General features: G+C 47.0%; 21 protein-coding genes and 5 tRNA genes. 11 read left to right on the forward strand and 15 right to left on the reverse strand.

All coding sequences use genetic code 11. From position 1 onward, the window contains the following. Nucleotides 1–13: 13 nt before the first annotated feature. From CIK04_RS10870 to lolB, 9 genes are all read right to left on the reverse strand, one after another. Nucleotides 14–88: transfer RNA gene (locus CIK04_RS10870), tRNA-Met, on the reverse strand. Nucleotides 89–166: 78 nt separating this feature from the next. Beyond that, nucleotides 167–241: transfer RNA gene (locus CIK04_RS10875), tRNA-Gln, on the reverse strand. A gap of 10 nt (nucleotides 242–251) precedes the next feature. Next, nucleotides 252–336, reverse strand: a tRNA-Leu gene (locus CIK04_RS10880). Nucleotides 337–374: 38 nt separating this feature from the next. After that, nucleotides 375–451: transfer RNA gene (locus CIK04_RS10885), tRNA-Met, on the reverse strand. Between the two features lie 283 nt (nucleotides 452–734). Continuing rightward, a complete protein-coding gene (ychF, locus tag CIK04_RS10895) occupies nucleotides 735–1,826 on the reverse strand; it encodes a redox-regulated ATPase YchF (RefSeq protein WP_011149723.1) in 1,092 nt (363 codons plus the stop codon). A 10-nt stretch (nucleotides 1,827–1,836) separates the two neighbouring features. Continuing rightward, nucleotides 1,837–2,427 carry an aminoacyl-tRNA hydrolase gene (gene pth / locus CIK04_RS10900; RefSeq protein WP_011078372.1) on the reverse strand — a complete coding sequence of 197 codons (591 nt, stop codon included), beginning with the start codon at nucleotides 2,425–2,427 and terminating at the stop codon, nucleotides 1,837–1,839. A 137-nt stretch (nucleotides 2,428–2,564) separates the two neighbouring features. Beyond that, nucleotides 2,565–3,509 (reverse strand): ribose-phosphate pyrophosphokinase, encoded by a 945-nt coding sequence (locus CIK04_RS10905; protein ID WP_011078371.1) that lies wholly within the window; start codon nucleotides 3,507–3,509, stop codon nucleotides 2,565–2,567. Between the two features lie 29 nt (nucleotides 3,510–3,538). Then, complete coding sequence (ispE, locus tag CIK04_RS10910; RefSeq protein WP_097353346.1) at nucleotides 3,539–4,426, reverse strand: 4-(cytidine 5'-diphospho)-2-C-methyl-D-erythritol kinase; 888 nt, start codon at nucleotides 4,424–4,426, stop codon at nucleotides 3,539–3,541. Continuing rightward, the gene (lolB, locus tag CIK04_RS10915; RefSeq protein WP_038939383.1) at nucleotides 4,411–5,019 is read right to left on the reverse strand and encodes a lipoprotein insertase outer membrane protein LolB; all 609 of its coding nucleotides are present in this window, start codon (nucleotides 5,017–5,019) and stop codon (nucleotides 4,411–4,413) included. The genes ispE and lolB overlap by 16 nt, the downstream gene beginning before the upstream one ends. A 159-nt stretch (nucleotides 5,020–5,178) precedes the next feature. Here lolB and hemA point away from each other — a divergent pair, with 159 nt between their 5' ends. From hemA to ybaK, 8 genes are all read left to right on the forward strand, one after another. Next, the gene (hemA, locus tag CIK04_RS10920) at nucleotides 5,179–6,438 is read left to right on the forward strand and encodes a glutamyl-tRNA reductase (RefSeq protein WP_097353345.1); all 1,260 of its coding nucleotides are present in this window, start codon (nucleotides 5,179–5,181) and stop codon (nucleotides 6,436–6,438) included. Between the two features lie 28 nt (nucleotides 6,439–6,466). Continuing rightward, nucleotides 6,467–7,555 (forward strand): peptide chain release factor 1, encoded by a 1,089-nt coding sequence (prfA, locus tag CIK04_RS10925; RefSeq protein WP_038969625.1) that lies wholly within the window; start codon nucleotides 6,467–6,469, stop codon nucleotides 7,553–7,555. A 4-nt stretch (nucleotides 7,556–7,559) separates the two neighbouring features. Continuing rightward, complete coding sequence (gene prmC, locus CIK04_RS10930; RefSeq protein WP_017420901.1) at nucleotides 7,560–8,435, forward strand: peptide chain release factor N(5)-glutamine methyltransferase; 876 nt, start codon at nucleotides 7,560–7,562, stop codon at nucleotides 8,433–8,435. A gap of 23 nt (nucleotides 8,436–8,458) precedes the next feature. Then, entirely contained in the window at nucleotides 8,459–8,842 is a 384-nt protein-coding gene (locus tag CIK04_RS10935) for a SirB2 family protein (RefSeq protein WP_045591673.1), read from the forward strand. A 38-nt stretch (nucleotides 8,843–8,880) separates the two neighbouring features. After that, entirely contained in the window at nucleotides 8,881–9,690 is an 810-nt protein-coding gene (locus CIK04_RS10940; RefSeq protein ID WP_017420903.1) for a SirB1 family protein, read from the forward strand. Between the two features lie 19 nt (nucleotides 9,691–9,709). Continuing rightward, nucleotides 9,710–10,561: a 3-deoxy-8-phosphooctulonate synthase gene (gene kdsA, locus CIK04_RS10945; protein WP_039449835.1), complete on the forward strand. Its 852-nt coding sequence runs from the start codon at nucleotides 9,710–9,712 to the stop codon at nucleotides 10,559–10,561. Between the two features lie 403 nt (nucleotides 10,562–10,964). Further along, nucleotides 10,965–12,626: a bifunctional UDP-sugar hydrolase/5'-nucleotidase UshA gene (ushA, locus tag CIK04_RS10950; protein ID WP_026050438.1), complete on the forward strand. Its 1,662-nt coding sequence runs from the start codon at nucleotides 10,965–10,967 to the stop codon at nucleotides 12,624–12,626. A 99-nt stretch (nucleotides 12,627–12,725) separates the two neighbouring features. Continuing rightward, nucleotides 12,726–13,205 (forward strand): Cys-tRNA(Pro) deacylase, encoded by a 480-nt coding sequence (ybaK, locus tag CIK04_RS10955; protein ID WP_017420906.1) that lies wholly within the window; start codon nucleotides 12,726–12,728, stop codon nucleotides 13,203–13,205. A gap of 93 nt (nucleotides 13,206–13,298) precedes the next feature. Here ybaK and rluF read toward each other — a convergent pair whose 3' ends face one another. From rluF to CIK04_RS10970, 3 genes are all read right to left on the reverse strand, one after another. Further along, nucleotides 13,299–14,342, reverse strand: a complete 1,044-nt coding sequence (gene rluF / locus CIK04_RS10960) for a 23S rRNA pseudouridine(2604) synthase RluF (RefSeq protein ID WP_046028220.1) — start codon at nucleotides 14,340–14,342, stop codon at nucleotides 13,299–13,301. Between the two features lie 97 nt (nucleotides 14,343–14,439). After that, nucleotides 14,440–15,021, reverse strand: a complete 582-nt coding sequence (gene smrA, locus CIK04_RS10965; RefSeq protein ID WP_013572265.1) for a DNA endonuclease SmrA — start codon at nucleotides 15,019–15,021, stop codon at nucleotides 14,440–14,442. Nucleotides 15,022–15,170: 149 nt separating this feature from the next. Next, nucleotides 15,171–15,311 carry a DUF3149 domain-containing protein gene (locus CIK04_RS10970; RefSeq protein WP_011078358.1) on the reverse strand — a complete coding sequence of 47 codons (141 nt, stop codon included), beginning with the start codon at nucleotides 15,309–15,311 and terminating at the stop codon, nucleotides 15,171–15,173. Between the two features lie 256 nt (nucleotides 15,312–15,567). On the opposite strand from CIK04_RS10970, the gene CIK04_RS10975 reads away from it, so the two are divergent. Continuing rightward, nucleotides 15,568–15,644, forward strand: a tRNA-Pro gene (locus tag CIK04_RS10975). A gap of 664 nt (nucleotides 15,645–16,308) precedes the next feature. On the opposite strand, the gene CIK04_RS10980 is transcribed toward CIK04_RS10975, so the two are convergent. Further along, a complete protein-coding gene (locus tag CIK04_RS10980) occupies nucleotides 16,309–17,169 on the reverse strand; it encodes a TraB/GumN family protein (RefSeq protein ID WP_097353344.1) in 861 nt (286 codons plus the stop codon). Nucleotides 17,170–17,582: 413 nt separating this feature from the next. Here CIK04_RS10980 and CIK04_RS10985 point away from each other — a divergent pair, with 413 nt between their 5' ends. Next, nucleotides 17,583–20,234 (forward strand): beta-N-acetylhexosaminidase, encoded by a 2,652-nt coding sequence (locus CIK04_RS10985; protein WP_097353350.1) that lies wholly within the window; start codon nucleotides 17,583–17,585, stop codon nucleotides 20,232–20,234. A gap of 63 nt (nucleotides 20,235–20,297) precedes the next feature. Here CIK04_RS10985 and CIK04_RS10990 read toward each other — a convergent pair whose 3' ends face one another. Beyond that, on the reverse strand, nucleotides 20,298–20,747 hold the full coding sequence (locus CIK04_RS10990; protein ID WP_017420912.1) for a DUF411 domain-containing protein: 450 nt from the start codon (nucleotides 20,745–20,747) through the stop codon (nucleotides 20,298–20,300). An 8-nt stretch (nucleotides 20,748–20,755) separates the two neighbouring features. After that, nucleotides 20,756–23,488 (reverse strand): cation transporter, encoded by a 2,733-nt coding sequence (locus CIK04_RS10995; RefSeq protein ID WP_176463322.1) that lies wholly within the window; start codon nucleotides 23,486–23,488, stop codon nucleotides 20,756–20,758. Nucleotides 23,489–23,989: 501 nt separating this feature from the next. On the opposite strand from CIK04_RS10995, the gene CIK04_RS11000 reads away from it, so the two are divergent. After that, on the forward strand, nucleotides 23,990–25,084 hold the full coding sequence (locus CIK04_RS11000) for a porin (protein ID WP_039538993.1): 1,095 nt from the start codon (nucleotides 23,990–23,992) through the stop codon (nucleotides 25,082–25,084). Nucleotides 25,085–25,155: the final 71 nt, after the last annotated feature.

The raw sequence follows: 25,155 nt of genomic DNA on the forward strand, positions 1-25,155 counted from the left end.
AGAATGTTTAGGATGGTGCTACGACGGGATTCGAACCTGTGACCCCATCATTATGAGTGATGTGCTCTAACCAGCTGAGCTACGTAGCCATCTTTTGGAGCGAGACAATATAACTATTCTCTCTCTCAGTGACAACCCCTTTATGAAAGGTTTTCACTTAAATAGTTGGCAGGTCTACCTGGATTCGAACCAGGGAATGGCGGCATCAAAAGCCGCTGCCTTACCGCTTGGCGATAGACCTACTGAAAACATGGTGCGGAAGGAGAGACTCGAACTCTCACACCTTGCGGCGCCAGAACCTAAATCTGGTGCGTCTACCAATTTCGCCACTTCCGCAACTATTCCTAATAACTCTTTAAAAAAGTTCTTAGGGATGGTGGCTACGACGGGATTCGAACCTGTGACCCCATCATTATGAGTGATGTGCTCTAACCAGCTGAGCTACGTAGCCAAAACCATGTTTTCCGTTCCTTTCGTTTCATCGCTGTCTCGTTGGGAACGGGGCGCATTATGAGGAGTTGCGTCACAACCGTCAACAGTTTTTTTAAATAAATCGGGACAAATAAATCGTTCGCTTTCTTTTTAAACAAAGAGGCGTGTTTGTGATCGAAAAGTGCTAACAAATTGACTTGGTTTGAATAACTTAATGTGAACTTTTTTCTCAGCCAATAAAAAAAGCCAGCGATCTGGCTGGCTTTGTATTCGATTGAGTTGTTTAAAGTTTAAACAAATAATTAAACGTTGAAACGGAAATGAACCACATCGCCATCTTTAACGATGTACTCTTTGCCTTCTAGACGCCACTTACCTGCGTCTTTTGCTCCGTTTTCACCTTTAAATTGAATGAAATCATCGTAGGCAATAACTTCTGCACGGATGAAGCCTTTCTCAAAATCGGTGTGGATCTTACCTGCAGCCTTTGGTGCAGTCGCACCGATAGGGATAGTCCATGCACGAACTTCTTTCACACCCGCAGTAAAGTAAGTGTGTAGGCTCAGCAATTCGTAACCTGCACGGATGACGCGGTTTAGACCCGGCTCTTCAATGCCCATATCCGCTAGGAATTCTGCACGCTCGTCGTCTTCGAGCTCAGCCATCTCTGATTCGATCGCGGCACAAACTGGAACAACCACGTTGTTCTCTTTCGCTGCAAACTCGCGAACGGCGTCTAGGTATGGGTTGTTTTCGAAGCCATCTTCATTCACGTTAGCGATGTACATAGTTGGCTTCAGTGTTAGGAAGTTTAGGTAACCAACGGCGGCAAGTTCTTCTTTAGACAGTTCTACAGTACGTGCAGAGCCACCTTCAGTGAGGACAGGAAGCAGCTTTTCTAGAACAGTCAGTTCGAATTTGGCGTCTTTATCGCCGCCTTTTGCTTTCTTCGCTTGGCGCTGAATGGCGCGCTCGCAAGAATCAAGGTCAGCCATGGCAAGTTCAAGATTGATCACTTCAATATCTTCGATTGGAGAGACTTTGCCTGCAACGTGAACAATATTTTCGTTTTCAAAACAACGAACTACGTGACCAATTGCGTCCGTTTCACGGATGTTGGCTAGGAATTTGTTGCCCAGACCTTCGCCGCGAGATGCGCCAGCTACTAGACCTGCAATGTCAACGAATTCCATCGTTGTTGGCAGAATACGTTGTGGGTTTACGATTTTTGCCAATTCGTCTAAACGCAAATCTGGCACTGGTACCACGCCAGTGTTTGGTTCGATTGTACAGAACGGGAAGTTAGCGGCTTCAATACCCGCTTTAGTCAGTGCGTTAAACAGAGTTGATTTACCAACGTTTGGCAAGCCAACGATGCCACATTTAAAACCCATGATTGTAACCTTATTCAGCTTTGAACGTGTGGAGGCGGTTTTGTGCTTTGGATAGACCATCTTTGATCAAAATATCCAAGCAGCGAACAGATTCGTCGACGGTAGCGTCGAGTAAGGATTGTTCACTGGCAGGTGCTTTACCCAGTACAAAACCCGCTACTTTATCTTTGTGTCCAGGATGGCCAATGCCGATCCGTAGACGGTAGAATTCTTTATTGTTGCCCAGTTTACTAATGGTATCTCGCAAACCATTGTGGCCACCATGGCCACCACCTTTTTTGAACTTTGCGATACCAGGAGGAAGATCCAGCTCGTCATGCGCGACCATGATCTCTTCTGGTTGAATCTGATAAAACTTTGCCAATGCGGCAATGGCTTTGCCAGAAAGGTTCATAAAAGTAGTAGGAATCAGTAAACGCAGTTCCTGACCATTCATCACAATACGTCCTGTTAAGCCATAGAACTTTGCTTCATTCTTTAGCGTAATGTTGTGAACGCGTGCCAGTTCTTCTACTACCCAAGCGCCCGCATTGTGGCGAGTTTTGGCATATTCAGGCCCAGGATTAGCAAGGCCGACAAGAAGTTTGATCTGTTGACTCAAGGTTAGGATCTCTTTGGAATCTTCAAAAGCGCGGTATGATAGCACAGAAAAGTAACGATGGGCGAGGCTAAGCCCATCGCAAATAAAAACACCCCAATCAAGGGGTGTTCTAAAAATGGACTAATCGAAAAGGGTGATTAGTTAAACATCGCAGAGATAGACTCTTCGTTGCTGATACGACGAATCGCTTCAGCCAACATGCCAGATAGAGTCAGTTGAGTCACTTTACCGGTTGCGGCCATCTCTTTGCTCAACGTGATTGAGTCAGTGACGATCACTTGGTCAAGCACAGAGTTTTTAATGTTTTTCGCTGCGTTGCCTGAGAACACGGCGTGAGTTGCGTAAGCAAATACACGTTTTGCACCACGCTCTTTTAGCGCTTCAGCTGCTTTACATAGCGTGCCGCCAGTGTCGATCATGTCATCCACGATCACACAGTCACGACCTTCAACATCACCGATAAGGTTCATCACTTCAGAAACGTTGGCACGTGGACGACGCTTATCGACGATAGCGATGTCGATATCACCGAGCGCTTTTGCCGTTGCACGAGCACGAACAACACCACCAAGGTCTGGAGATACGACAACAGGATCTTCTAGGCCACGCGCGTGCATATCTTCAAGAAGCACTGGCGTACCGAAGATGTTGTCTACTGGCACATCGAAGAAGCCTTGAATTTGCTCTGCGTGTAGGTCAATCGTCAAAACGCGGTCAACACCTACGTTTGAAAGGAAGTCTGCGACTACTTTTGCAGTGATTGGCACACGCGCTGAACGCACGCGGCGGTCTTGACGAGCGTAACCAAAGTAAGGAATAACTGCTGTAATACGGCCCGCTGAAGCGCGGCGCATTGCATCAATCATTACGACCAGCTCCATTAGGTTGTCGTTGGTCGGCGCACAGGTTGATTGAATAATGAAAACGTCACTACCACGTACATTTTCGTTGATTTGTACCGCTACTTCACCGTCAGAGAAACGAGAAACAGTGGCATCACCAAGAGAGATGTAGAGACGATCAGCAATACGTTGGGCTAGTTCAGGTGTTGCGTTACCAGCAAATAGCTTCATATCAGGCACGGTGGAAACCTCAGGGTTGCGTCCAGTTTTTAAATAGGTCGGTTTTGGGCTGAAAGATGATCAGCCAACGTCTCTTTTAGCGGCGAAATATTGCGCCCTTGAGCGACAAATGCCGAGACATTGTCAGAGAGTTGGGCAAGGATTGATTCCGCTTCAGATCTGCTGTTAAATTCAGCGAAAACGCAAGATCCGGTCCCCGTCAATCTTGACGGCGCGTATTGTAGCAGCCATGAAAGTTGCTTATCAACCTTTGGGTGGATCATTCGGACAATTTTTTCGCAATCGTTTCCGTATTCGCTGTCAAGAAGCGTTTCCAGAGAACGCTTTGGCGTATTTCTCGTCAATTGTGGATGCGTGAAAATATCGACGGTGGCGATGTGCACATCGGGTCTCACCACCAAATACCACTTCTCTTCAGGTTGTGCTGGCGTCAGTTTTTCGCCAACGCCTTCAGCAAATGCCGCATGGCCGCGCACAAAAACGGGCACATCCGCGCCCAGTTTTAAGCCAATGTCGGCTAATTCATCATCAGAAAGACCAAGTTGCCAAAGAAAATTCAGCGCAACCAATGCCGTTGCTGCATTGGAAGAACCACCACCAATACCGCCGCCCATCGGCAATATTTTGTTCAGATGAATGTGGGCACCCAACGTACATCCGGTCTTTTGTTGAAGCGCATTAGCGGCTTTCCAAATAAGATTATCTTCAACAGGAAGCTCGGCTATCTCGGGTGTGATGGTGATGGCTCCGCTTTGGTTGGCGCTGATGGTCAGTTCATCGCCGTAATCGAGGAACTGAAATAACGTTTGCAGTTCGTGATAACCATTGTCAGTACGGCCATTGATGTACAAGAAAAGATTGAGTTTGGCAGGTGAGGGCCAAGTTGTTGGGCTGGTGATCATTATTTTAGCGTCCACTTACTCACAACGATGTTTAATTTGATGTCTTGCTGGGTCAGGCTAAGCTTGGCTGGCAGCGGTACAACTTGCTGATGAAATTCCACATCACGATACTGCGTGTAGGCGATATGCCAACGCTGGAAATTGAGATCTTTCTCTAATGAGCCGAGTGTATTTTGCTCATTGAGTTGAAAGTCGTCAGCGCCATTCGGCAAGCCGATGATCCAGTCACTCAGTTGTTCGACAGGTATAACCAACCCGGTTAACTGTTGAACCAAAGCAGTCGCATTCTCGGCGGTTAAAATTTGGTCATCGTAGGTTTCAACTCGAGCACCTTGCGGCGTCATGGTGAGATTTAATGCGGTTTGGCCAAGAAATGTCGTAAAACGCAGGTTGCTTTGCGCTGGTGAGTGTTTCCAGTAGAAGTTGAGGTTTTGTCGTTGTTCTGGCGAGATGTAACCCAGTTTGCCGACGGCTTGAAATGATTGAATTTGTGACAGTTTTGCTTGATGACTTTGCCACTCAACGCTGGTGGGATGTTCCGGAAGGCCAGTACAGCCAACCATAAACAGCGGCAAGAGCATTAACCAAAAATAAGTTCGTCGAAACATGGCGGATACTTTCTGTCTGATTTAAGTCTTTGAGCGCTCAACTATAGCATCGAACTCACGAAGTAAGGAAAACAAATCCGCTACACCCTTTTAATAAAGTCGTGCATAAAGTAAAATTCGCCTCCTAATTTTCCATTCTGTACAGAGAAAGCACTATCGATGTCTTTGCTTGCTATTGGCATAAATCACCACACCGCGTCGGTTGACTTGCGAGAGAAAGTGGCGTTTGGTCCAGACAAACTGGCCAATGCACTACAGCAGCTCAGCCAGCATGAAGCAGTCAATGGCAGCGTGATTCTCTCTACCTGTAACCGCACCGAGGTGTATTGCGATGTTAAATCGGGTGCACGCAGCAAGGTGATTGATTGGTTGAGTCAGTTTCATCAAATCGGTTTAGAAGAGCTCAAACCGAGTTTGTATGTGTACGAAGAACAAGCGGCAATTCGCCATCTGATGCGCGTTTCTTGCGGCTTGGATTCTTTGGTGCTGGGTGAACCACAAATATTAGGGCAGGTGAAACAGGCGTATTCCGACTCGCGTGAGCAGCAGGCGCTGGATGCGTCTTTGGAAAAATTGTTTCAGAAAACCTTTTCCGTTGCTAAGCGCGTCCGCACGGAAACCGATATTGGCGGTAACGCCGTTTCGGTCGCGTATGCCGCTTGTACGTTAGCCAAACACATTTTTGAATCGTTAGAGAAATCGACGGTTCTTTTGGTCGGCGCTGGTGAAACCATCGAATTGGTGGCGAAGCACCTTCACGCAAACGGGTGTAGTAAAATGATTGTTGCAAACCGTACTCGTGAGCGTGCACTGACCTTAGCAGAGCAATTTGATGCTCAGGTGATCAGCTTGCAAGAGATTCCCAATCACCTTGCCAAAGCAGACATCGTGATCAGCTCCACGGCGAGCCCGCTGCCGATCATAGGGAAAGGCATGGTGGAAACGGCGCTCAAGCAACGTCGCCATCAGCCAATGTTGTTGGTGGATATTGCAGTGCCGCGTGATGTGGAAGCGCAAGTGGGCGAATTGAATGATGCTTACTTGTATACTGTTGACGATCTGCAATCGATTATTGACAGCAATATTGAGCAGCGCAAAGTCGAAGCGATTCAAGCAGAAGCGATCGTGGCGGAAGAAAGTGCCGCGTTTATGAGCTGGCTTCGCTCGCTCCAAGCGGTGGACAGTATTCGTGAGTATCGTCAGTCGGCCAATGAAATTCGTGAGGATTTACTCAGCAAAGCGCTGTTGTCACTCGAAAGCGGTAGTGACCCAGAGAAAGTACTGCGTGAGCTGAGTAATCGCCTGACAAATAAACTCATCCATGCACCCACACGTGCGCTACAATTGGCCGCAGAGCAGGGTGAGCCCGCAAAATTAACCGTCATTCGCCAAAGCTTAGGGCTGGATGAACTCAAATAATTCTATCAATCAGTAAGATATATAAATGATGAAAGCCTCGATTCTAACCAAGCTAGAAATGCTGGTTGAGCGTTATGAAGAAGTGCAGCACCTTCTTGGTGATCCGGGAGTAATCGGTGACCAAGACAAATTCCGTGCACTGTCAAAAGAGTATTCTCAACTTGAAGAAGTCACCAAGTGCTTTACTGCCTATAAACAAGCGCAAGAAGATTTAGTTGCTGCGGAAGAGATGGCCAAAGAAGACGACGCAGAGATGCGTGAAATGGCACAAGAAGAAATCAAAGCGGCAAAAGTGGCCATTGAAGATTTGGCTGCAGAGCTGCAAATTCTTCTGCTACCGAAAGATCCGAATGACGATCGCAACTGTTTCCTGGAAATTCGTGCGGGTGCGGGCGGTGATGAAGCTGGTATCTTTGCTGGTGATCTGTTCCGTATGTACAGCAGGTTTGCAGAAAAACGTGGTTGGCGTATTGAAGTCATGTCAGCGAATGAAGCAGAACATGGCGGTTACAAAGAGATGATCGCGAAAGTGAATGGCGATGGCGCTTACGGTTTCTTGAAGTTTGAGTCGGGCGGTCACCGTGTTCAACGTGTGCCTGCAACCGAATCGCAAGGTCGCGTACACACCTCAGCGTGTACCGTGGCAATCATGCCTGAAATTCCTGAAGCGGAAATTCCAGAGATCAAAGCAAGCGATCTAAAAATCGATACCTTCCGCTCTTCTGGCGCGGGCGGTCAGCACGTTAACACCACTGACTCAGCAATCCGTATTACCCACTTACCAACCGGTACCGTGGTGGAGTGTCAGGACGAGCGTTCACAGCACAAAAACAAAGCCAAAGCGATGGCCGTTCTAGCGGCACGTATTGTTCAAGCTGAAGAGGCTAAGCGTGCAGCCGAAGTGTCTGATACGCGTCGTAACCTGCTTGGTTCGGGCGATCGTAGTGACCGTATTCGTACTTACAACTACCCACAAGGCCGAGTGTCAGATCACCGCATCAACTTGACGATTTACCGTCTTTCTGAAGTGATGGAAGGCGATCTTCAGTCTTTGATCGATCCTGTGATTCAGGAACACCAAGCGGATCAATTGGCTGCTTTGGCGGAAAACAACTGATCCCATGTCTGAGTTGATGACACTAGATGCCGCTGTTAAACAGGCGGCATCTCGCTTTTCTGAGTTAGGCAATGATTCGCCGTCTTTAGACGCCGCGGTATTGCTTTGCCATGTGCTTGATAAGCCGCGTAGCTATCTGTTTACTTGGCCAGACAAAATACTGACCGAACAAGAGCTGCAGCAGTTTGAAGCTTTAGTGGCACGTCGATTATCCGGCGAACCAGTGGCGTACATCATTGGCGAACGAGAATTTTGGTCTTTGCCTTTCAAAGTCGCGCCATCGACGTTAATTCCTCGCCCCGATACCGAGCGTTTAGTGGAGTTAGCGTTAGAAAAAACCGCTACGCAAACGGGCTCCATCCTCGACTTGGGTACCGGTACGGGCGCGATTGCCATTGCACTGGCGTCTGAACTGCCACATCGCACTGTGATGGGCGTGGATTTACAACAGGAAGCGAAGCTGCTTGCTGAGTCGAATGCGCTTGCGTTGAATATCAAAAATGTGACCTTTAAACAGGGCAGCTGGTTTGAACCTGTGGCTCAAGGCACAAAGTTTGCTTTAATCGTTTCCAATCCGCCTTATATTGATGAGAATGATCCCCATCTTAATCAAGGCGATGTGCGATTTGAGCCCAAAAGTGCTCTGGTTGCCGAAGAGTCTGGCCTGGCTGACATCCGTTATATCGCGCAACAGGCGCGCGACTATCTTGAGCCTCATGGCTGGTTGATGTTTGAACATGGCTACGATCAAGGTATCGCTGTTCGAGAAATCCTAGAAACGTTGGGATATCAAGAGGTAGCAACCGAGAAGGATTACGGTGGCAACGATCGAGTGACTTTGGGTTGCTTTGTTGCTTTACCAGAAAACACGGATCACTAGATCCAGATATCAAAGAGAACACTATGTACGAAGCTTTGAAATACTTTCATTTACTGACCATTGCCATTAGTGCATTGCTGCTTTCCGTTCGTTACGCATTAATGATGATGAACTCAAGTAAGCTGAAGCACCCATTTTTACAACGTTTTCCTCATATCAACGACTCGTTGTTGTTGCTCTCAGGTATTGCGCTGATTGTGATCACTGGTTTCATTCCTTTTACCCCATCAGCGCCTTGGTTAACTGAGAAGCTCACTTGTGTAATGGCTTACATTGCTCTTGGTTTCTTTGCGCTTAAATTGGGTAAAAATAAGCTGCTACGTACTTTCTCTTTCTTCGGTGCGCTCGGTTGGCTGGCGATGGCAGGCAAATTGGCGGTTTCGAAGACACCGATGTTTTTCGGTTAAGAATATTTAGTGTGAATTAAGGAAACGGATAACAAGTAATGCTGGAATTGTTTGACGAAGATTTTGACAACATGGAGCTGGTGGAAGGGGCGTTAGAGCTCAATAAAGCCATTAATCCAGAAACAGAAGATCTTTGGGTAAAGCATGAGTTGGCTCGTTTGTTAAAAGAAGCGGAAAACGAACTGTTTGTCGAGCGAGATGAAAAGCAACGCTTTGACGCCTTTCTACGCTTGTTTTTCATCCAATGGCAGTTTCAAGGTGATCGTGAAGCCTATTTTGATTCAGATAACAGCTTTATTGATAAAGTATTGCAGCGTCGGAAAGGCATCCCGGTCAGTTTGGGCGCGATACTGCTTTATCTAGGTCGCCAGCTTGGCTTCGATTTACATGGTGTCACCTTTCCAACCCAGTTTCTTTTGCGAGTGGATTGGTGCGAAGGGGGCGTTCAATACATTAACCCATTTAATGGTGAGTTTGTTGGCGAGCGCCTTTTACAAGCTTGGTTGATTGGCCATGAAGGGCCGTTAGCAAGATTGAAGCCTGAGCATCTTGAGGTGGCGGATAACCCCACAGTGATTGGCCGCTGGCTTGCCTTGTTAAAAGGCGCACTACTTCGAGAAGAGCGCTATACTCTGGCTTTACGTTGCACCAATTTGGCGTTAACGTTTGTGCCAGATGACCCTTATGAAATTCGTGATCGCGGCTTTATCTATCAACAACTAGAGTGTCATCAAATTGCGGTGTCTGATTTTCAGTATTTTATTGATCAGTGCCCAGATGACCCAGCGGCAGAGCTGCTAAAAAAACAAGTTAACGTTATGAGTGGCAAAGCGGTCACTCTACATTGATCAAATAAGAGACATAATGATGGAACAGAAAATTGTTCAGATTGGTGATATCCCAGTTGCCAACGATAAGCCATTTACTTTGTTTGCTGGCATGAACGTACTAGAGTCACGTGATTTGGCGATGCAGATCTGTGAGCACTATGTGAAAGTGACCGATAAGTTGGGTATTCCTTACGTATTCAAAGCGTCTTTCGATAAAGCCAACCGCAGTTCTGTTCACTCATACCGTGGCCCTGGTCTTGAAGAAGGGATGAAAATCTTCCAAGAGCTGAAAGACACGTTTGGCGTGAAGATCATCACAGACGTTCACACAGAAGCACAAGCGCAGCCAGTCGCGGATGTGGTGGATGTTATCCAGCTACCTGCGTTCTTGGCTCGTCAGACTGACCTTGTGGAAGCGATGGCCAAAACGGGCGCGGTCATCAACGTGAAGAAACCTCAGTTCATGAGTCCAGGTCAAGTGGGTAACATCGTTGAGAAATTTGCCGAGTGTGGCAACGATAAGATCATTCTTTGTGAGCGTGGTTCTTGTCATGGTTACGATAACCTAGTTGTAGATATGCTGGGTTTTGGCGTCATGAAAAAAGCATCAAAAGGCAGCCCAATCATTTTTGATGTGACCCATTCACTGCAAATGCGCGACCCATCAGGCGCGGCATCAGGCGGTCGCCGTGAACAGACTGTTGAGCTAGCGAAAGCGGGTTTGGCAACGGGTATTGCTGGTCTGTTTATTGAGGCGCACCCAAATCCAGAACAAGCACGTTGTGATGGTCCATCGGCATTGCCACTCGATAAACTAGAGCCGTTCCTTGCGCAAATGAAAGCACTGGACGATCTGGTGAAAAGCTTTGAGAGCATCGACATCCGATAATATTTGCGTGTTATCAAGATCAAAAAGGACCGAGAAAACGGTCCTTTTTTTGTTTTATCTGTTGGCTTCTTTTTTGTGAGGTGGTGGCTTTTTATTCTGACTCTGTTTAATTAGTGAACTGAATCACAACTTCAATCGATATCATCATTTCTTAGTCAAACGTTTGCCTGTGATCGCATGAGTTTTGTCACTGTAACTCTCAGGCTTTGTTACAGTTTTTCGTGGTTTTTATAGTGATCAATGCATCATAAATATGAAAACGCGCTGAAATGGTTTGGCCAGTTACTTTAAACTGTATCAAGTTTTACAGCCAACCTAACTCGGTTTAATAAATTGAGCTTATGTTTAAAAAGGCCTGTAGATATTTGCAGTGGAATCCCCAAAAAGTTCAAAAGGTATGACAATGAAGCAACGCCTGATTGTAAAAACCGCGCTTAGCGCAGCTATTCTGGCAACTCTGGCGGGTTGTGCAACTCAGCCAACTCAAGAATGGGCAGCAGATACAACTTACAAACTGACAGTACTGCACACGAACGACCACCACGGCCGTTTCTGGCAAAACAAATACGGTGAGTACGGTATGGCAGCTCGCAAAACTCTGATCGATGAGTTGCGTGCTGAAATCCAAGCGGAAGGCGGCAGCGTACTGCTACTTTCAGGCGGTGATATCAACACAGGTGTTCCTGAGTCAGATCTTCAAGATGCTGAGCCTGATTTCAAAGGCATGAGCAAAATCGGTTACGACGCAATGGCGCTGGGTAACCACGAGTTTGACAATCCTTTAGACGTACTGATGAAGCAGAAAGAGTGGGCTAACTTCCCAATGCTGTCTGCCAACATTTACGACAAGAAAACCGGCGAGCGCATGTTCCAAGCTTACGAGATGTTCGATAAGCAAGGTATCAAAATTGCGGTTATCGGTCTAACAACTGAAGACACGGCTAAGCTAGGCAACCCTGAATTCATCGGCGCCATTGACTTCCGCGATCCGAAGGAAGAAGCGAAGAAGCTGATTGCTGAGCTGAAAGAAACAGAAAAACCAGATTTGATTTTCGCAGTGACGCACATGGGCCACTACGAAGATGGTAAGCGTGGCATCAACGCTCCTGGCGATGTTGCATTGGCTCGTTACCTAAACGAAGGTGACCTAGACATGATCGTCGGTGGTCACTCGCAAGAGCCGGTTTGTATGGAAGCGCCAAATGTGGTGAAGAAAAACTTCAAACCAGCAGACGAGTGTAAGCCAGACCAACAAAACGGTACTTACATCGTGCAGGCGCACGAGTGGGGTAAATACGTTGGCCGTGCGGATTACGAGTTCCGTAATGGTGAACTACGCATGGTGAGCTACGATCTGATTCCAGTTAACTTGAAGAAGAAAGTGGAAGTGGATGGTAAGAGCCAGCGCGTATTCATCGAAAGCGAAATTAAAGAAGATGATGCATTGCTAGAGTTCCTACGTCCTTACCAAGAGAAAGGTCAAGAGCAACTCAACGTGAAGATTGCAGACACGAATGGCAAGCTTGAAGGTGACCGTAACGTGGTTCGCTTTCAGCAAACTAACCTAGGCCGTCTGATTGCCGTATCACACATGGAGCGTGCAAAAGCCGACTTCGCAGTGATGAACTCAGGTGGCGTGCGTGACTCGATTGAAGCAGGCGAAGTGACTTACAAAGACGTTCTTACCGTTCAGCCTTTTGCAAACATCCTGACTTACACTGATATGACGGGTAAAGAAGTGCTGGACTACCTAAACGTAGTTGCAACGAAACCTGTTGATTCAGGTGCTTACGCGCAGTTCGCTGGTATCTCCATGACAGTGGCTAACGGCAAAGTATCGAACGTATTCATTGGTGGCAAACAGCTTCGTCTAGACGAAACTTACCGCTTCACCGTACCGAGCTACAACGCCGCTGGTGGTGATGGTTACCCTAAACTGACTGGCCATCCTGGTTACGTGAACACTGGTTTTGTGGATGCTGAAGTACTGAAAGAGTTCCTAGAGAAGAACAGCCCAATCGATGTGAACAAGTTCGCGCCAAACGGTGAGATTGTTTACAAATAATCGATAAGAGAAAGAGTTTGACTCAATCTCGCTGATATCTTTAACTAAAGCGCTATTCCGATCTGGGATAGCGCTTTTTGTTTATACAGGAGAAAGACAATGACTCCGGCTATCAATCTTGCCAAGAAAAAGAAAGTTCCTCATACCATCCACGAATATCAGCACGATCCACGAGCGACAAGCTATGGTTTGGAAGCGGCAGAAGTGCTTGGGCAAGATCCAAAAAAAGTCTTTAAAACATTACTGTTTTGCTTAAATGGCGAAGCAAAAAATTTGGCGGTAGCGATCATCCCCGTTGATCAAAAACTCAATCTAAAATTGGCAGCGAAAGCCGCTAATGGCAAAAAAGCCGATATGGCGGACCCAGAAATCGCGCAAAAAACCACGGGATATGTCGTGGGCGGTATTAGTCCGTTGGGGCAAAAGAAAGCTCTGCCCACCTTTCTTCATAGGAGTGCAGAGCAACAAGAGACCATTTGTGTTAGTGCTGGTAAGCGTGGTTTAGAGATTGAGTTAGCCCCCCAAGATTTACTGATGCTCACTCGAGGGCATTTTGCTGAACTCTGTCTAGAGGCGTAGTTCCTTTGGTGAATGACACTTGATGCCTGAAACCGTGTGGTGATCAAAAAAGGACGCTCGTAGGAGCGTCCTTTTCAATGGTTGCGAGTAGCGTTATTTCTTCAGAGTCAAAGTGCCGCCGGTACGTTTGACGGGTTTTGCCGCGTTGGGATTATCATATCGCGGTGCTTTTCCAGCTTGCTCTTGGCGCTTTGGTTTTTCAAAACGCGCTTTATCGCCATCCTGCTGCTTTCTTTGCTGCGCTTTTTTTGAATTTGGCGCATGACGAAACTCATCGGCATTGTTGCCTTTGAAAGTCCGCTGTTTTTGGTTGCGACGTGCAGTAGAGGTTTGATTTTCCTCACGGCTGTCAAACAGTTTAGCGTCAGTGGCTTTGCGAATACGGCGGCCTTTGGCGTCAACGCGAGAGGCTTCTTCGGTGCCAACCGAGCCTTCACACATCGCAAGGATCTCAGTCACCTCATCGTCTGTGAGATAACGCCACTTACCATTCGGAATGCCGTCGAGTGAAATGTTCATAATGCGCACACGACGCAGTTTAAACACTTCATAGCCGAGTGCTTCACACATACGGCGGATCTGGCGGTTCAAACCTTGGGTTAAAACAATACGGAAGGAGAACTTGGTTTCCTGTGTGACTTTGCACGGCAAGGTTACGGTATCGAGAATATTGACACCGCTCGACATTGCTTTAATAAATTCAGGCGTAATGGGTTTATCCACTCGCACCACATACTCTTTTTCGTGGTGGTTACCCGCACGGAGAATCTTATTAACAATATCCCCATCATTGGTTAGGAAAATCAGACCGTCTGAAGGTTTGTCCAATCGACCAATTGGGAAAATGCGCTTCTTATGCCCAATAAAATCAACGATATTGCCCGGAATGTTGCGTTCAGTAGTGCAGGTAATGCCAGTGGGTTTATTCAGCGCGATGTAGACCGGTTTTTCCTTTGCCGCGACAGGCTTTCCATCTACACAAACGTCGTCACCAGGCAAGACCTTGGTGCCCATTTCTGGCTGTTTGCCATTGATGGTGACGCGACCTTGCTCGATGAGTTTATCGGCTTCGCGGCGTGAGCAAAAACCAGTTTCACTGATGTATTTATTAAGGCGTTTAGCGTTATCTTGGGACATGTTGTTCTCTCTTAACGTTTCACAACGGCGTTGTATTGTTCACTCCCTTACTGGTTGTAAGGGAAATTAGGGCGTGCATTCTAGCACTGAATAAATGTTAGCCTAAGCGTTTTTGATGACGTTCTCGATTCTCGAGTTTTTTATCGGCACTTTTCTGCAGCAAAACGTAGAGAGCGCCAGTTCCGCCATGAAAACGCTGCGCACTGTGGCAACATTGCACTTCTTTAATCTGCATTAACCATGTCGTGACAAAACTCTTCATCTTGGCTGGGGGAGCGGATAGTTCGCCTCGACCATGAGCGATCACGACGGTGCGAATGTCCATTTTCATGCATTGTTTGAGGAAGCGTACAAGTTCATCTCGTGCTTCTTTGAGCGATTTCTTATGCAGGTCTAGCCTGGCTTGGATGGGGTACTTGCCTAAACGCAATTTACGATAGACACCATCTTGTACGCCATCTCTTTTAAACTCCACCATGTCATCAGGTTTGAGCATTTCAGCGTGATCAAGACTGAGGTGTTCCGGATTATCCTCGGTGAGCCAAATCGCCGCTTCGCGCCGCGCCAATTGAGATTCGCTGACTTGGTGTTTTTTCTTGTGTTCAGCGGTGTCATGAGTGATGGGCTTTACATCCCCCATCATTTGTTGGAAAAGTTCGAAATCATCGTCGTGAGACATAACGGCATCTCAAAGCTTGATTAATGGTTGCAGGAGTATACCAACGGTTGGGGCGAAACGATCAACCCAGAGAATAAAAAACCGGAACAGGCAGAAAACCCATTCCGGTGCAAAGCGTTTCTATAAAAGATTATAGAGCTTGGCGATATCTAGTGAGGAGATTTGTCATTCATGACCTTGTAAACGATGAAACCGCCGTAAAACAGCATTAGACCTAGTGCACCAAATATGACAATCATTGAAGAAAGTCCTACCGCATTACCGAATAGCAAATCGAGCCAAAAGTCCATGGTTTCCTCCAAAGTGTGAAGACAGGGTAAAGTTAAAAGCTGGTGCTATTTTGCACACTGATCTGGATCAATTGTGTTGCATAAGTTAACGATATGTTTTTATTGGTGTGTTTCTGCTCACATTTTATGTGCTACTGATGGCGGAATGAGCAAACGGATAATTTATTACAAAAAAACTGCGCTTAGCTCTTGCGTCGTCAGTCAGAATCCGTAATATACGCATCCGTTGACGGAATAAAGTTTCTGTAAAACATCTCGGTGAATAGCGCAGCTTGGTAGCGCATCTGGTTTGGGACCAGAGGGTCGGGGGTTCGAATCCCTCTTCACCGACCACTTTAAGAAAGCCTGCTTTTTAGCAGGCTTTCGTCGTTTTGGCTTTAGACAAAGCTTGCTTACTGATGTTGAACCTCGTGGGGTTCGCCTGACGTTAGAATATGGCTCTTCACCGGCCATATTAAGAAAAGGCCCTGCAGAAATGTAGGGCCTTTTTGCAATGTTTTGGTTGTAGAGAACGGGGGCTGGAACGCCAGTCCGATCGAATTCCTCTTCACCGACCACTTTAAGAAAGCCTGCTGTTTAGCAGGCTTTCGTCGTTTTAGTTTTAGATAAAGTTTGCTTGCTGATGTTGAACCTCGTGGGGTTCGCCTGACGTTAGAATATGGCTCTTCACCGACCACATTAAGAAAGCCTGCTTTTTAGCAGGCTTTCGTCGTTTTGGCTTCAGATAAAGCTTGCTTACTGATGTTGAACCTCGTGGGGTTCGCCTGATGTTAGAACATGGCTCTTCACCGGCCATATTAAGAAAAGGCCCTGCAGAAATGTAGGGCCTTTTTGCAATGTTTTGGTTGTAGAGAACGGGGGCTGGAACGCCAGTCCGATCGAATTCCTCTTCACCGACCACTTTAAGAAAGCCTGCTTTTTAGCAGGCTTTCGTCGTTTTAGTTTTAGATAAAGTTTGCTCGCTGATGTTGAACTACGTGTTATGAGGCAGCCAACGTTAGAAATGGCATTGCGCAGGCTGGCTTTGGGTCAGTTGCTCTGCTTTAAAACCAGATTGCTCAAGTAGCGCAATGAGATTCTCTTTGCCCACCAAATGCAACGTTCCGACCACCACCGCATAATGCCCTGGTTCCTCTTGAGCAAGTTGAGAGAGCTTTTGCACCCAATCGTGATTTCTATCCGTCAGCATGGCTTTTTCCAACTCAGGGGAGATCTCTGACAGGTTAGCGAACTCCACCAGTTTTTGTTTGTCGCCTTTTTGCCAGCTCTCAACCAAACAAGCGAGTAACTGCTTACTTTCACTAAACTCTGACAGCGCACTAATCAGCAATTCTTTGCCATCTTGAGGTGTCTTGGTGAGTAGATCGATTTGAAATTGCGCACTTTCCAACGGATGAAGAGGAACACCATGTTGATGTGCTTTTTGAATGAGATAGGTGTCTACGCCAAGTTCTGAGTGGTACCCCAGTTTTTGTACTTGAGCCATTTGGATGGTTAAGGCGCTTGCCCACGGCGGAGCAAGCATCAATTGTTGATAGGGCAAGCCGAGCTCATTGGCGATTTGTTGCAGCTGCTGTTTCTGTGCATCGGTGAGGACTTGCTGACTGACATAGCGCTGAGATGGATAAGTTACTTGATTCAATTGTGATAAATCGGCCTCCACAATGAGGGCTTGGCTGTTAGCAATGGCGTTTTCTATCTCATTGGGTAGCGGGTACAGTGCATCGCTTCCTACATGAATCGAGCCTAATATTCTGAATTCCGTTTTATCTTTGGTCACTTTCCACACTAACGGTTCGGCAAGTGCTGTAGGAACTAGAGTAGCAATCGCAATAATAACGGTAACGAATTTGAGCATGTTTTACTTCCTGAAAAATGTTCCGGCAAATTTGTTGATTTGATAAAAATGACGAGCGTTAACGGAGCTAAAAGTGCGATCAAATACTCAATTTCAACGTCAAATTCTGATGATTTAAATTTTAAAGCACGTCGCTATTGTGGGAAATTTCTTTCAATAGTGTCCATTGTGTCGGTGTTTTTGTGATCTGTATTTGATAAAAAGTCGTCAAAAATGAAATTACAAATTTAACGTCTCTTTTAACTTGTTGAAATTAAAGTTTTTATATTTTCTGTTTTCGATCGCAGTTTGAAGTAGATCACTTCTCTTGCTTATTAATTTTACGCTTAGAAAAAACTCGCTGTATGTTGAATGCATTGGTAAGTAACAGCCGTTTTGGCTGGATTGGTTTTCTGAGTTTTAGGGTAAGTAAGATGTTGAAACAAACTTTAATTGCAGCTTCAGTTATCGCTTCTTTGGCGGGTTGCTCTACATTACAAAGCGATGAGCAACGTGTCGTCAATTCATTAGCGGATAATTTGGATATTCAATACCAAGTTATGACAAATCACGGTGCGAACGAGGGGCTAGCCTGTGGTGATATGGGGGCCGAGTGGGCTTCTTGTAACCGAGTGAATATGACGCTGGTGAATCAAGGTGACGCCGTCAATGCCAAAGATTGGGCCATTTACTTTCACAGCATCCGTCTGATTTTAGATGTGGAAAACGACCAGTTCAAAATCTCTCGTGTCACGGGTGACCTACACAAATTAGAACCGACAGATAAATTTGATGGTTTTGCTGCGGGTGAAGAAGTTGTACTGCCTCTAATTGGCGAATACTGGACGCTGTTTGAAACCGATTTCATGCCTGGTGCTTTCGTCACTGCACCAAACGCAGAGCCAAAGATGATTGCCTCTCTAAACACGGAAGATGTGGCGTCTTTCGTAGCCGGTCTTGAAGGTAACAACCTAAAACGTACGCCAGATGACAACAACGTCTTCGCGAGTGCCGTATCTCGCTTCGAGAAGAACGAAGATCTAGCAAAACAAGATGTATCAACCACCTTGCTACCAACACCACTGTTTGTGGAAGCAGGCAAAGGCACCGTTGATATCGCGTCGGGTATTGCGCTGCCTAAAGAAGTCTTTGATGCGGCGCAATTTTCGGCAATTCAAGATCGTGCAGAAGTGGTCGGTGTGAATGTGCGCGGTGATGTTCCTGTTAGCATCACGGTTGTTCCAGCGGACTTCACTGGTGAATTAGCAAAATCGGGTGCTTACGAGATGAGCATTCAAGGCGACGGTATTGCGATTAAAGCGTTTGACCAAGCCGGTGCTTTCTACGCAGTACAATCTATCTTTGGCCTGATAGATAGCCAAAATGCGGATTCTCTACCACAACTGTCGATGAAAGACGCGCCTCGTTTTGATTACCGTGGCGTGATGGTGGATGTGGCTCGTAACTTCCACTCTAAAGACGCCATTCTTGCCACGCTAGACCAAATGGCAGCGTACAAGATGAACAAACTACACCTTCACCTAACGGACGATGAAGGCTGGCGTTTAGAAATCCCGGGTCTGCCTGAGCTGACCGAAGTGGGTGCTAATCGTTGTTTCGACGTTGAAGAGAAAAGCTGTTTATTGCCTCAGCTTGGCTCGGGTTCAACGTCAGACAACTTTGGCTCTGGCTACTTTAGCAAAGCAGACTACGTGGAAATCTTGAAATACGCGAAAGCACGTAACATCGAAGTGATTCCAGAAATCGACATGCCAGCCCACGCTCGTGCTGCAGTGGTATCGATGGAAGCGCGTTACGACCGTCTCATGGCAGAAGGTAAAGAAGCACAAGCGAACGAATACCGTCTGATGGATCCTCAAGATACATCGAACGTGACGACCGTTCAGTTCTACGATAAGCAAAGCTTTATCAACCCATGTATGGAATCGTCAACGCGCTTTGTTGATAAAGTGATTTCAGAAGTAGCAGCCATGCATGCAGAGGCAGGCGCACCGCTAACAACATGGCACTTTGGTGGTGACGAAGCGAAGAACATTAAGCTAGGTGCTGGTTTCCAAGACGTTAACGCAGAAGACAAAGTTAGCTGGAAAGGCACGATTGACCTATCTAAGCAAGACAAGCCATTTGCACAGTCTCCGCAATGTCAGACGCTCATTACCGATGGCACAGTAAGCGATTTTGGTCACCTGCCAAGTCACTTTGCAGAGCAAGTATCGAAGATTGTGGCCGAGAAGGGCATTCCAAACTTCCAAGCGTGGCAAGATGGCTTGAAGTACAGTGAAGGTGAGAACGCGTTCGCAACAGAAAATACTCGCGTCAACTTCTGGGACGTTCTGTACTGGGGCGGTACATCTTCAGTGTACGAGTGGTCGAAGAAAGGTTACGACGTGATCGTGTCTAACCCAGACTACGTGTACATGGACATGCCATACGAAGTGGATCCGAAAGAGCGCGGTTACTACTGGGCAACACGTGCAACAGACACGCGTAAGATGTTCGGCTTTGCGCCGGAGAACATGCCGCAAAACGCTGAAACCTCTTTAGACCGTGATGGCAACGGCTTTACGGGCAAAGGTGAAATCGAAGCGAAGCCTTTCTACGGCCTATCAGCACAACTTTGGTCTGAGACAGTACGTAACGACGAGCAATACGAGTACATGGTATTCCCTCGCGTACTAGCAGCAGCTGAGCGTGCATGGCACCGTGCAGATTGGGAAAACGACTACAAAGTGGGTGTTGAGTACTCGCAAAGCTCTAACCTAGTAGACAAGGCTGCACTAAACCAAGACTACAACCGCTTTGCCAACGTACTTGGCCAACGTGAACTGGCGAAACTGGAAAAATCAGGTATCGACTACCGCCTACCTGTACCAGGTGCGAAAGTTGAAGAGGGTAAGCTAGTAATGAACGTTCAGTTCCCTGGCGTCACGCTTCAATACTCGCTAGACGGCAAGAACTGGCTAACTTACGCAGACAGTGCTCGTCCAGCAGTAGAGGGTGAAGTCTTTATCCGCTCTGTGTCTGCGACAGGCGAGAAAGCAAGCCGAGTAACAAGCGTGAAGTAATTCTTAGCGTGCACAGAAAGAAAAACCCAGCTCAGCTGGGTTTTTCTCTTTATCGTTCAATCGCTATTTTTGATTGCCTTCATGGCGGCGATACTCAAACACTTGACCTTGTTCGTTAAAGGCATACACAGAGTAGCTGTCTTTTTTGTCGCCATATTCCATGCCCGGAGAGCCCATTGGCATGCCCGGAACCGCAAGGCCTTTCGCGTTGCGAGGTGGGTTTTCTAAAAAGGCTTTGATATCGTCAGCCGGAATATGCCCCTCAAATACGTAGCCTTCAATTTCCGCAGTATGGCATGAATAGAGTTGCTCGTTCTTCAACCCTAGCTTCTGCTTAACGCTGTTCATATCATCGTGAAGCTCTTCTTTTACGGTGAAACCTGCCTCTTCCATGTGTTTAGTCCAATCACCGCAGCATCCACAGTAAGGTGATTTATGGTTGATGACGTCCGCTGCCAAAACGTTTGCTGACATACCTGCCAGCAGCATAAGAGTAAGTGTTTTTAGTTTCATAGTGACCCCTAAGAGCGTGTTGTCGTTTTAAATAAGCGTAGTCGATTGGCGTTGCTGACCACGGTAATGGAAGAGAGTGCCATGGCTGCGCCAGCCACCACAGGACTCAAAAGAAAACCTGACACAGGATACAGTACACCAGCCGCTACAGGAATACCCAAAGAGTTGTAAATAAAGGCGCCAAAGAGATTTTGCTTCATGTTTTTCACCGTCGCTTTGGAGAGTTCAATGGCGTTGAGAACGGCAAGTGGTGACGAGTTGAGCAGCGTCATCTGCGCGCTTTCAATCGCGACATCACTGCCACTGCCCATCGCAATGCCAATATCGGCCAAGACTAACGCTGGCGCGTCATTAATGCCGTCACCGACCATCGCCACTTTGCGACCTTGTGATTGAAGGCGTCCGATATGACTTGCTTTCTCATCGGGCAGCACTTGCGCGATGACTTCATCGATACCCAGCTCTTGAGCAATGGCATTGGCCACGCTTTGGTTGTCACCCGTTAGCATTACGGTGTGGATGCCTTCTTTCTTCAAGGCTTGCACAGCTTGCTTAGAATCGCCTTTGATTGGGTCTGAAATGGCGATCATGCCGATTAAACGCTGGTTAAGCACGGCAGCTACTGGTGTCCAAGCGTTTTGTGCACATTCGTCAATCGCCTCACTGGCGGCGCTCAAATCAAATTGTTGCGCTTGTAAGTGATTTAATGACACCACCAACAGCTCATCCCCCGCAATGACCGCGCGAACTCCTTTGCCTCGCATATTTTCAAACTGGCTCACCTCAAGCATAGGTGCTTTGTGTTGCTGGGCGTCTGCCACAATTGCTTTGGCGAGTGGATGCTCTGATTGCTGTTCCGCACTCACCAGCAGTGAACGTAAATGCTGCTGATCGTGGTCAAAGGCATAGAGCGCTTGAACTTTAGGAGCTCCTTGGGTCAAAGTGCCTGTTTTGTCGAAGACCACTGTGTCAATTTTGCTGGCAGATTGCAGTACATCCGCATCTCGGATCAAAATGCCCATTTCTGCGGCTTTGCCAACCCCCACCGTCACTGACAACGGGGTGGCAAGGCCCAGTGCGCAGGGGCAGGCGATGATCAGTACGGTAGTCGTGACCACCAACATGTAACTGGCTTTTGGCTCTGGGCCAACGAAAAACCAAATTGCCGCAGAGAAAAGGGCAATGGCCACGACAACAGGCACGAAGACCGATGAAATCTGATCCGCCAGTTTGGCGATAGCGGGTTTACTGCTTTGCGCCTGACGCACCATACGGATAATACGAGCCAGCATGGTATCAGCGCCGATCCCAGTTGCTTGAATAATTAAGCTGCCGTCATTATTTAGGGTGCCAGCAGAAACGTTATCTTGCGCTTGTTTGAAAACCGGAACGGGTTCACCTGTGAGCATGGATTCGTCGAGATACGACTCGCCAGAAATCACCAAACCATCAACGGGGATTTTTTCTCCCGGCTTGATGCGCAGCTTCATCCCCAATTGAATCTGTTTAACGGCGATGGTTTGCTCGCCTTGGTCGGTGATCAAACTTGCGGTTTGAGGCTGAAGGTTGATCAGCGATTGCAGCGATTGGGTTGTGCGCGCTTTGGCTTTTGCTTCGATATAGTGTCCCAGTGAAATCAAGCCGACAATCATCGCACTGGCTTCAAAATAAACGTGGCGCGATTCCATTGGGAACCAAGTCGGGAAAATCACTACTAACATCGAAAAGAGCCACGCGGCACCCGTTCCCAATGCAACCAATGTATCCATAGTGGCGCGTTTGTGAGTGAGTGCTAACCACGCATTGGTAAAGAAGCTTCTTCCCGCGGTAGCAAGCAACAATAGGCAGACTAAGCCGACCACCCCCCAGGCGATCTGATCTTGAGTGTTTGCGATACTCATGCTGCCACCCAATACACCCCACAACATGAGTGGTGCACCAAGGGCTATTCCTGCGAAGGCACTGGCTTTGTGTTTTCGTTGTGCTTGAGCCAGTTGCTCAGCCTGTTTTTGTTGAGTGAGTTCTGCGTCTAGTACCACTTCAGCTTGATAACCGGCTTGTTTGACCGAAGAGATCACTGCCTCTATCAAGTTTGCCTCATTACTCTCTGCAAAAATAATTGCGCTTTGTTCGGCAAGGTTAACTTGCGCTTTATTCACACCACTGACAGCCAACATCGCTTTTTCAACGGAAGAAACACAGCTCGCACAGGTCATGCCCTGAATCAATAGGTTGATTGTTTCGGTTGAAGGCGCTGTTGAAGCGGTAGCTAAAGTAGTGTCTAAAGGTGTTGAATCAGACAAAACAGGGGATGGTGTGGTAAGCGATTCGACGTTTTGAGCGGCCTCTTCACCTGCGGTGTGTAGACGTGCCTGGTATCCAAGCGTCGCGATGAGGGTGATCACCTCTTGCTCATTCAAGCTGGTGGTGATTGTAAGTTCTGTTTTACTTGCGGTGAAGCGAATCACCTCGCTGTGCTCACCGAGCAATGCGTTCACTTTACTCACGCAGCGACCACAGTTAAGTCCTTCAAGATCAAAGTTGAACTCATTGCCTGCACGGTAACCCAACTTTTCTATCGTTTCAGCAATCTCGGCCAGAGTGGACGGGGTCTCTAAGCTGATTTCGTTGGGAGAAAGCGCTTGAATCGTGACACTGTGATCGGCGTGCAGTGCTTTCTCGACCTTATGAGCACAACCCATGCAGTTGAGGCCAGAGAGCGCAAGGGTAAATTGGTTCATCTTTTTATCTCCCACGAAATAATGTGGTAATAACGATAAACCTTGCCGCCGGGGGAAGGTCAAGCATTGGTTCGTGCAATCAATTACGTCAAAATGGCTTTGCCGTACCGATGTTTTGCCTTATTTCCTTGCGAGGCACTTCAATCTTTTTTCTTTGGAAATATAAAGTTCCGTTAATTGAGCTAAAAGTTGCGTGAGTCGCTTCACGATACGGCAACATATTTGCCGCCATGGCACTATGAAAAGCTAAATTTGACGTTTTTTATATTTTTTGTTTGCGATTAAGTTGTTGTTTTTATTGTTTTTATATTATTTTTTATTGGTTGACTTTGAAGTGGCTCAGGTTGTTGGTGTCGCCATTTTTTAAAGAAAAAAAAGTCTGAGATATTTGCCCCGTCCAAAATTTAGTTCTCCAAAAAATCAGATGGTTACTAGGAATAGCAATTAGTCGAGTTTGGCGAAGAACAAGGAAAAACATAATTCTAAATAGGGGTTAATCTTATGTCTCACTTTAAAAAAACGCTTTTAGGTGCAGCAATTGCAGTGGCCGCAACTGGTGCAACCGCTAAAGAAGTTGGTGTGAACTCTGACTTTAATGTCGAAGTTTACGGTGTTGCAGCTATCTCATTGGTGAACTACAACGTCACTGACAACAATGATGCCAGCAGTGGCTTTGTTGTAGAAAACGAATCTCGTATCGGTTTCCGTGCCCACAAAGAAATGTTTGATAACGTATTGATTACAATGCAAATTGAATCGGGTTACGTTGACAGCACTGACTGGGGCCATGGCGGCGTTTCAGGCGGTGTGCTTGGTTTCCGCGATACTTTCATCGGTGCATCTGGTGATTGGGGTAACCTTCGTGTTGGTCGCGTTCTAACGCCACTATACGAAATTGTTGACTGGCCATTCTCTAACCCTGGTCTAGGTTCTGTATTCGATTGGGGCGGTATCAATGGTCACTACGATCGTCAATCTAACCAAGTTCGTTACGATTCACCTAAGTTTGGTGGCTTCTCATTCGCAGCGTCTGTTGGTCGTGACGATGACAAAAACGGCGGTGGTAACGCTACTCGCGATGCTAACTTCTTTGGTGCAAGCGCTAAATACGGTTTCGAAAAAGTAACATTGATGGGTGCTGTTGAAAGTGGTACTCGCGTTGTTGGTGCAACAGGCGGTGATTGGGAGCTTGATAATACAGGTACGCCAGTTCAAAAACCGGTAGTTCCTGGTTATGAAGATGATACATTTGCCTACATTGTCGGCTTCGAAGCGAGCTTGCCAGCAGGCTTTGGTATCGCTGCTGCCTATAAAGGTGAAGAGCTAGATAACGGTGCGCGTAAAGTGACTCAAGACTCTTTCTCTGTCATTGGTCAATACTGGAATGGTCCAATTGGTTTCAAAGTGGGTTACGCAGCGAACCTTGAATCTGAAACTAACGGCAAAACAGACGCAGACTCAGACAGCAACACCATTTCTGCTCAGTTGATGGCGGTGCATAACGGTTTCGTACCTTACCTACGTATTGCAGGCCGCACAGTTGGTGATGCAGATACCGATATCGTAACTCGTATTGGTTTAGAATACGGCTTCTAAGTGAACGTCTTCTGAGTTAAAAAAACGCTAGCAGTACACTGCTAGCGTTTTATCGTTCTAGAAATCTAAGA

This window comes from Vibrio sp. 03_296 (assembly GCF_002265885.1).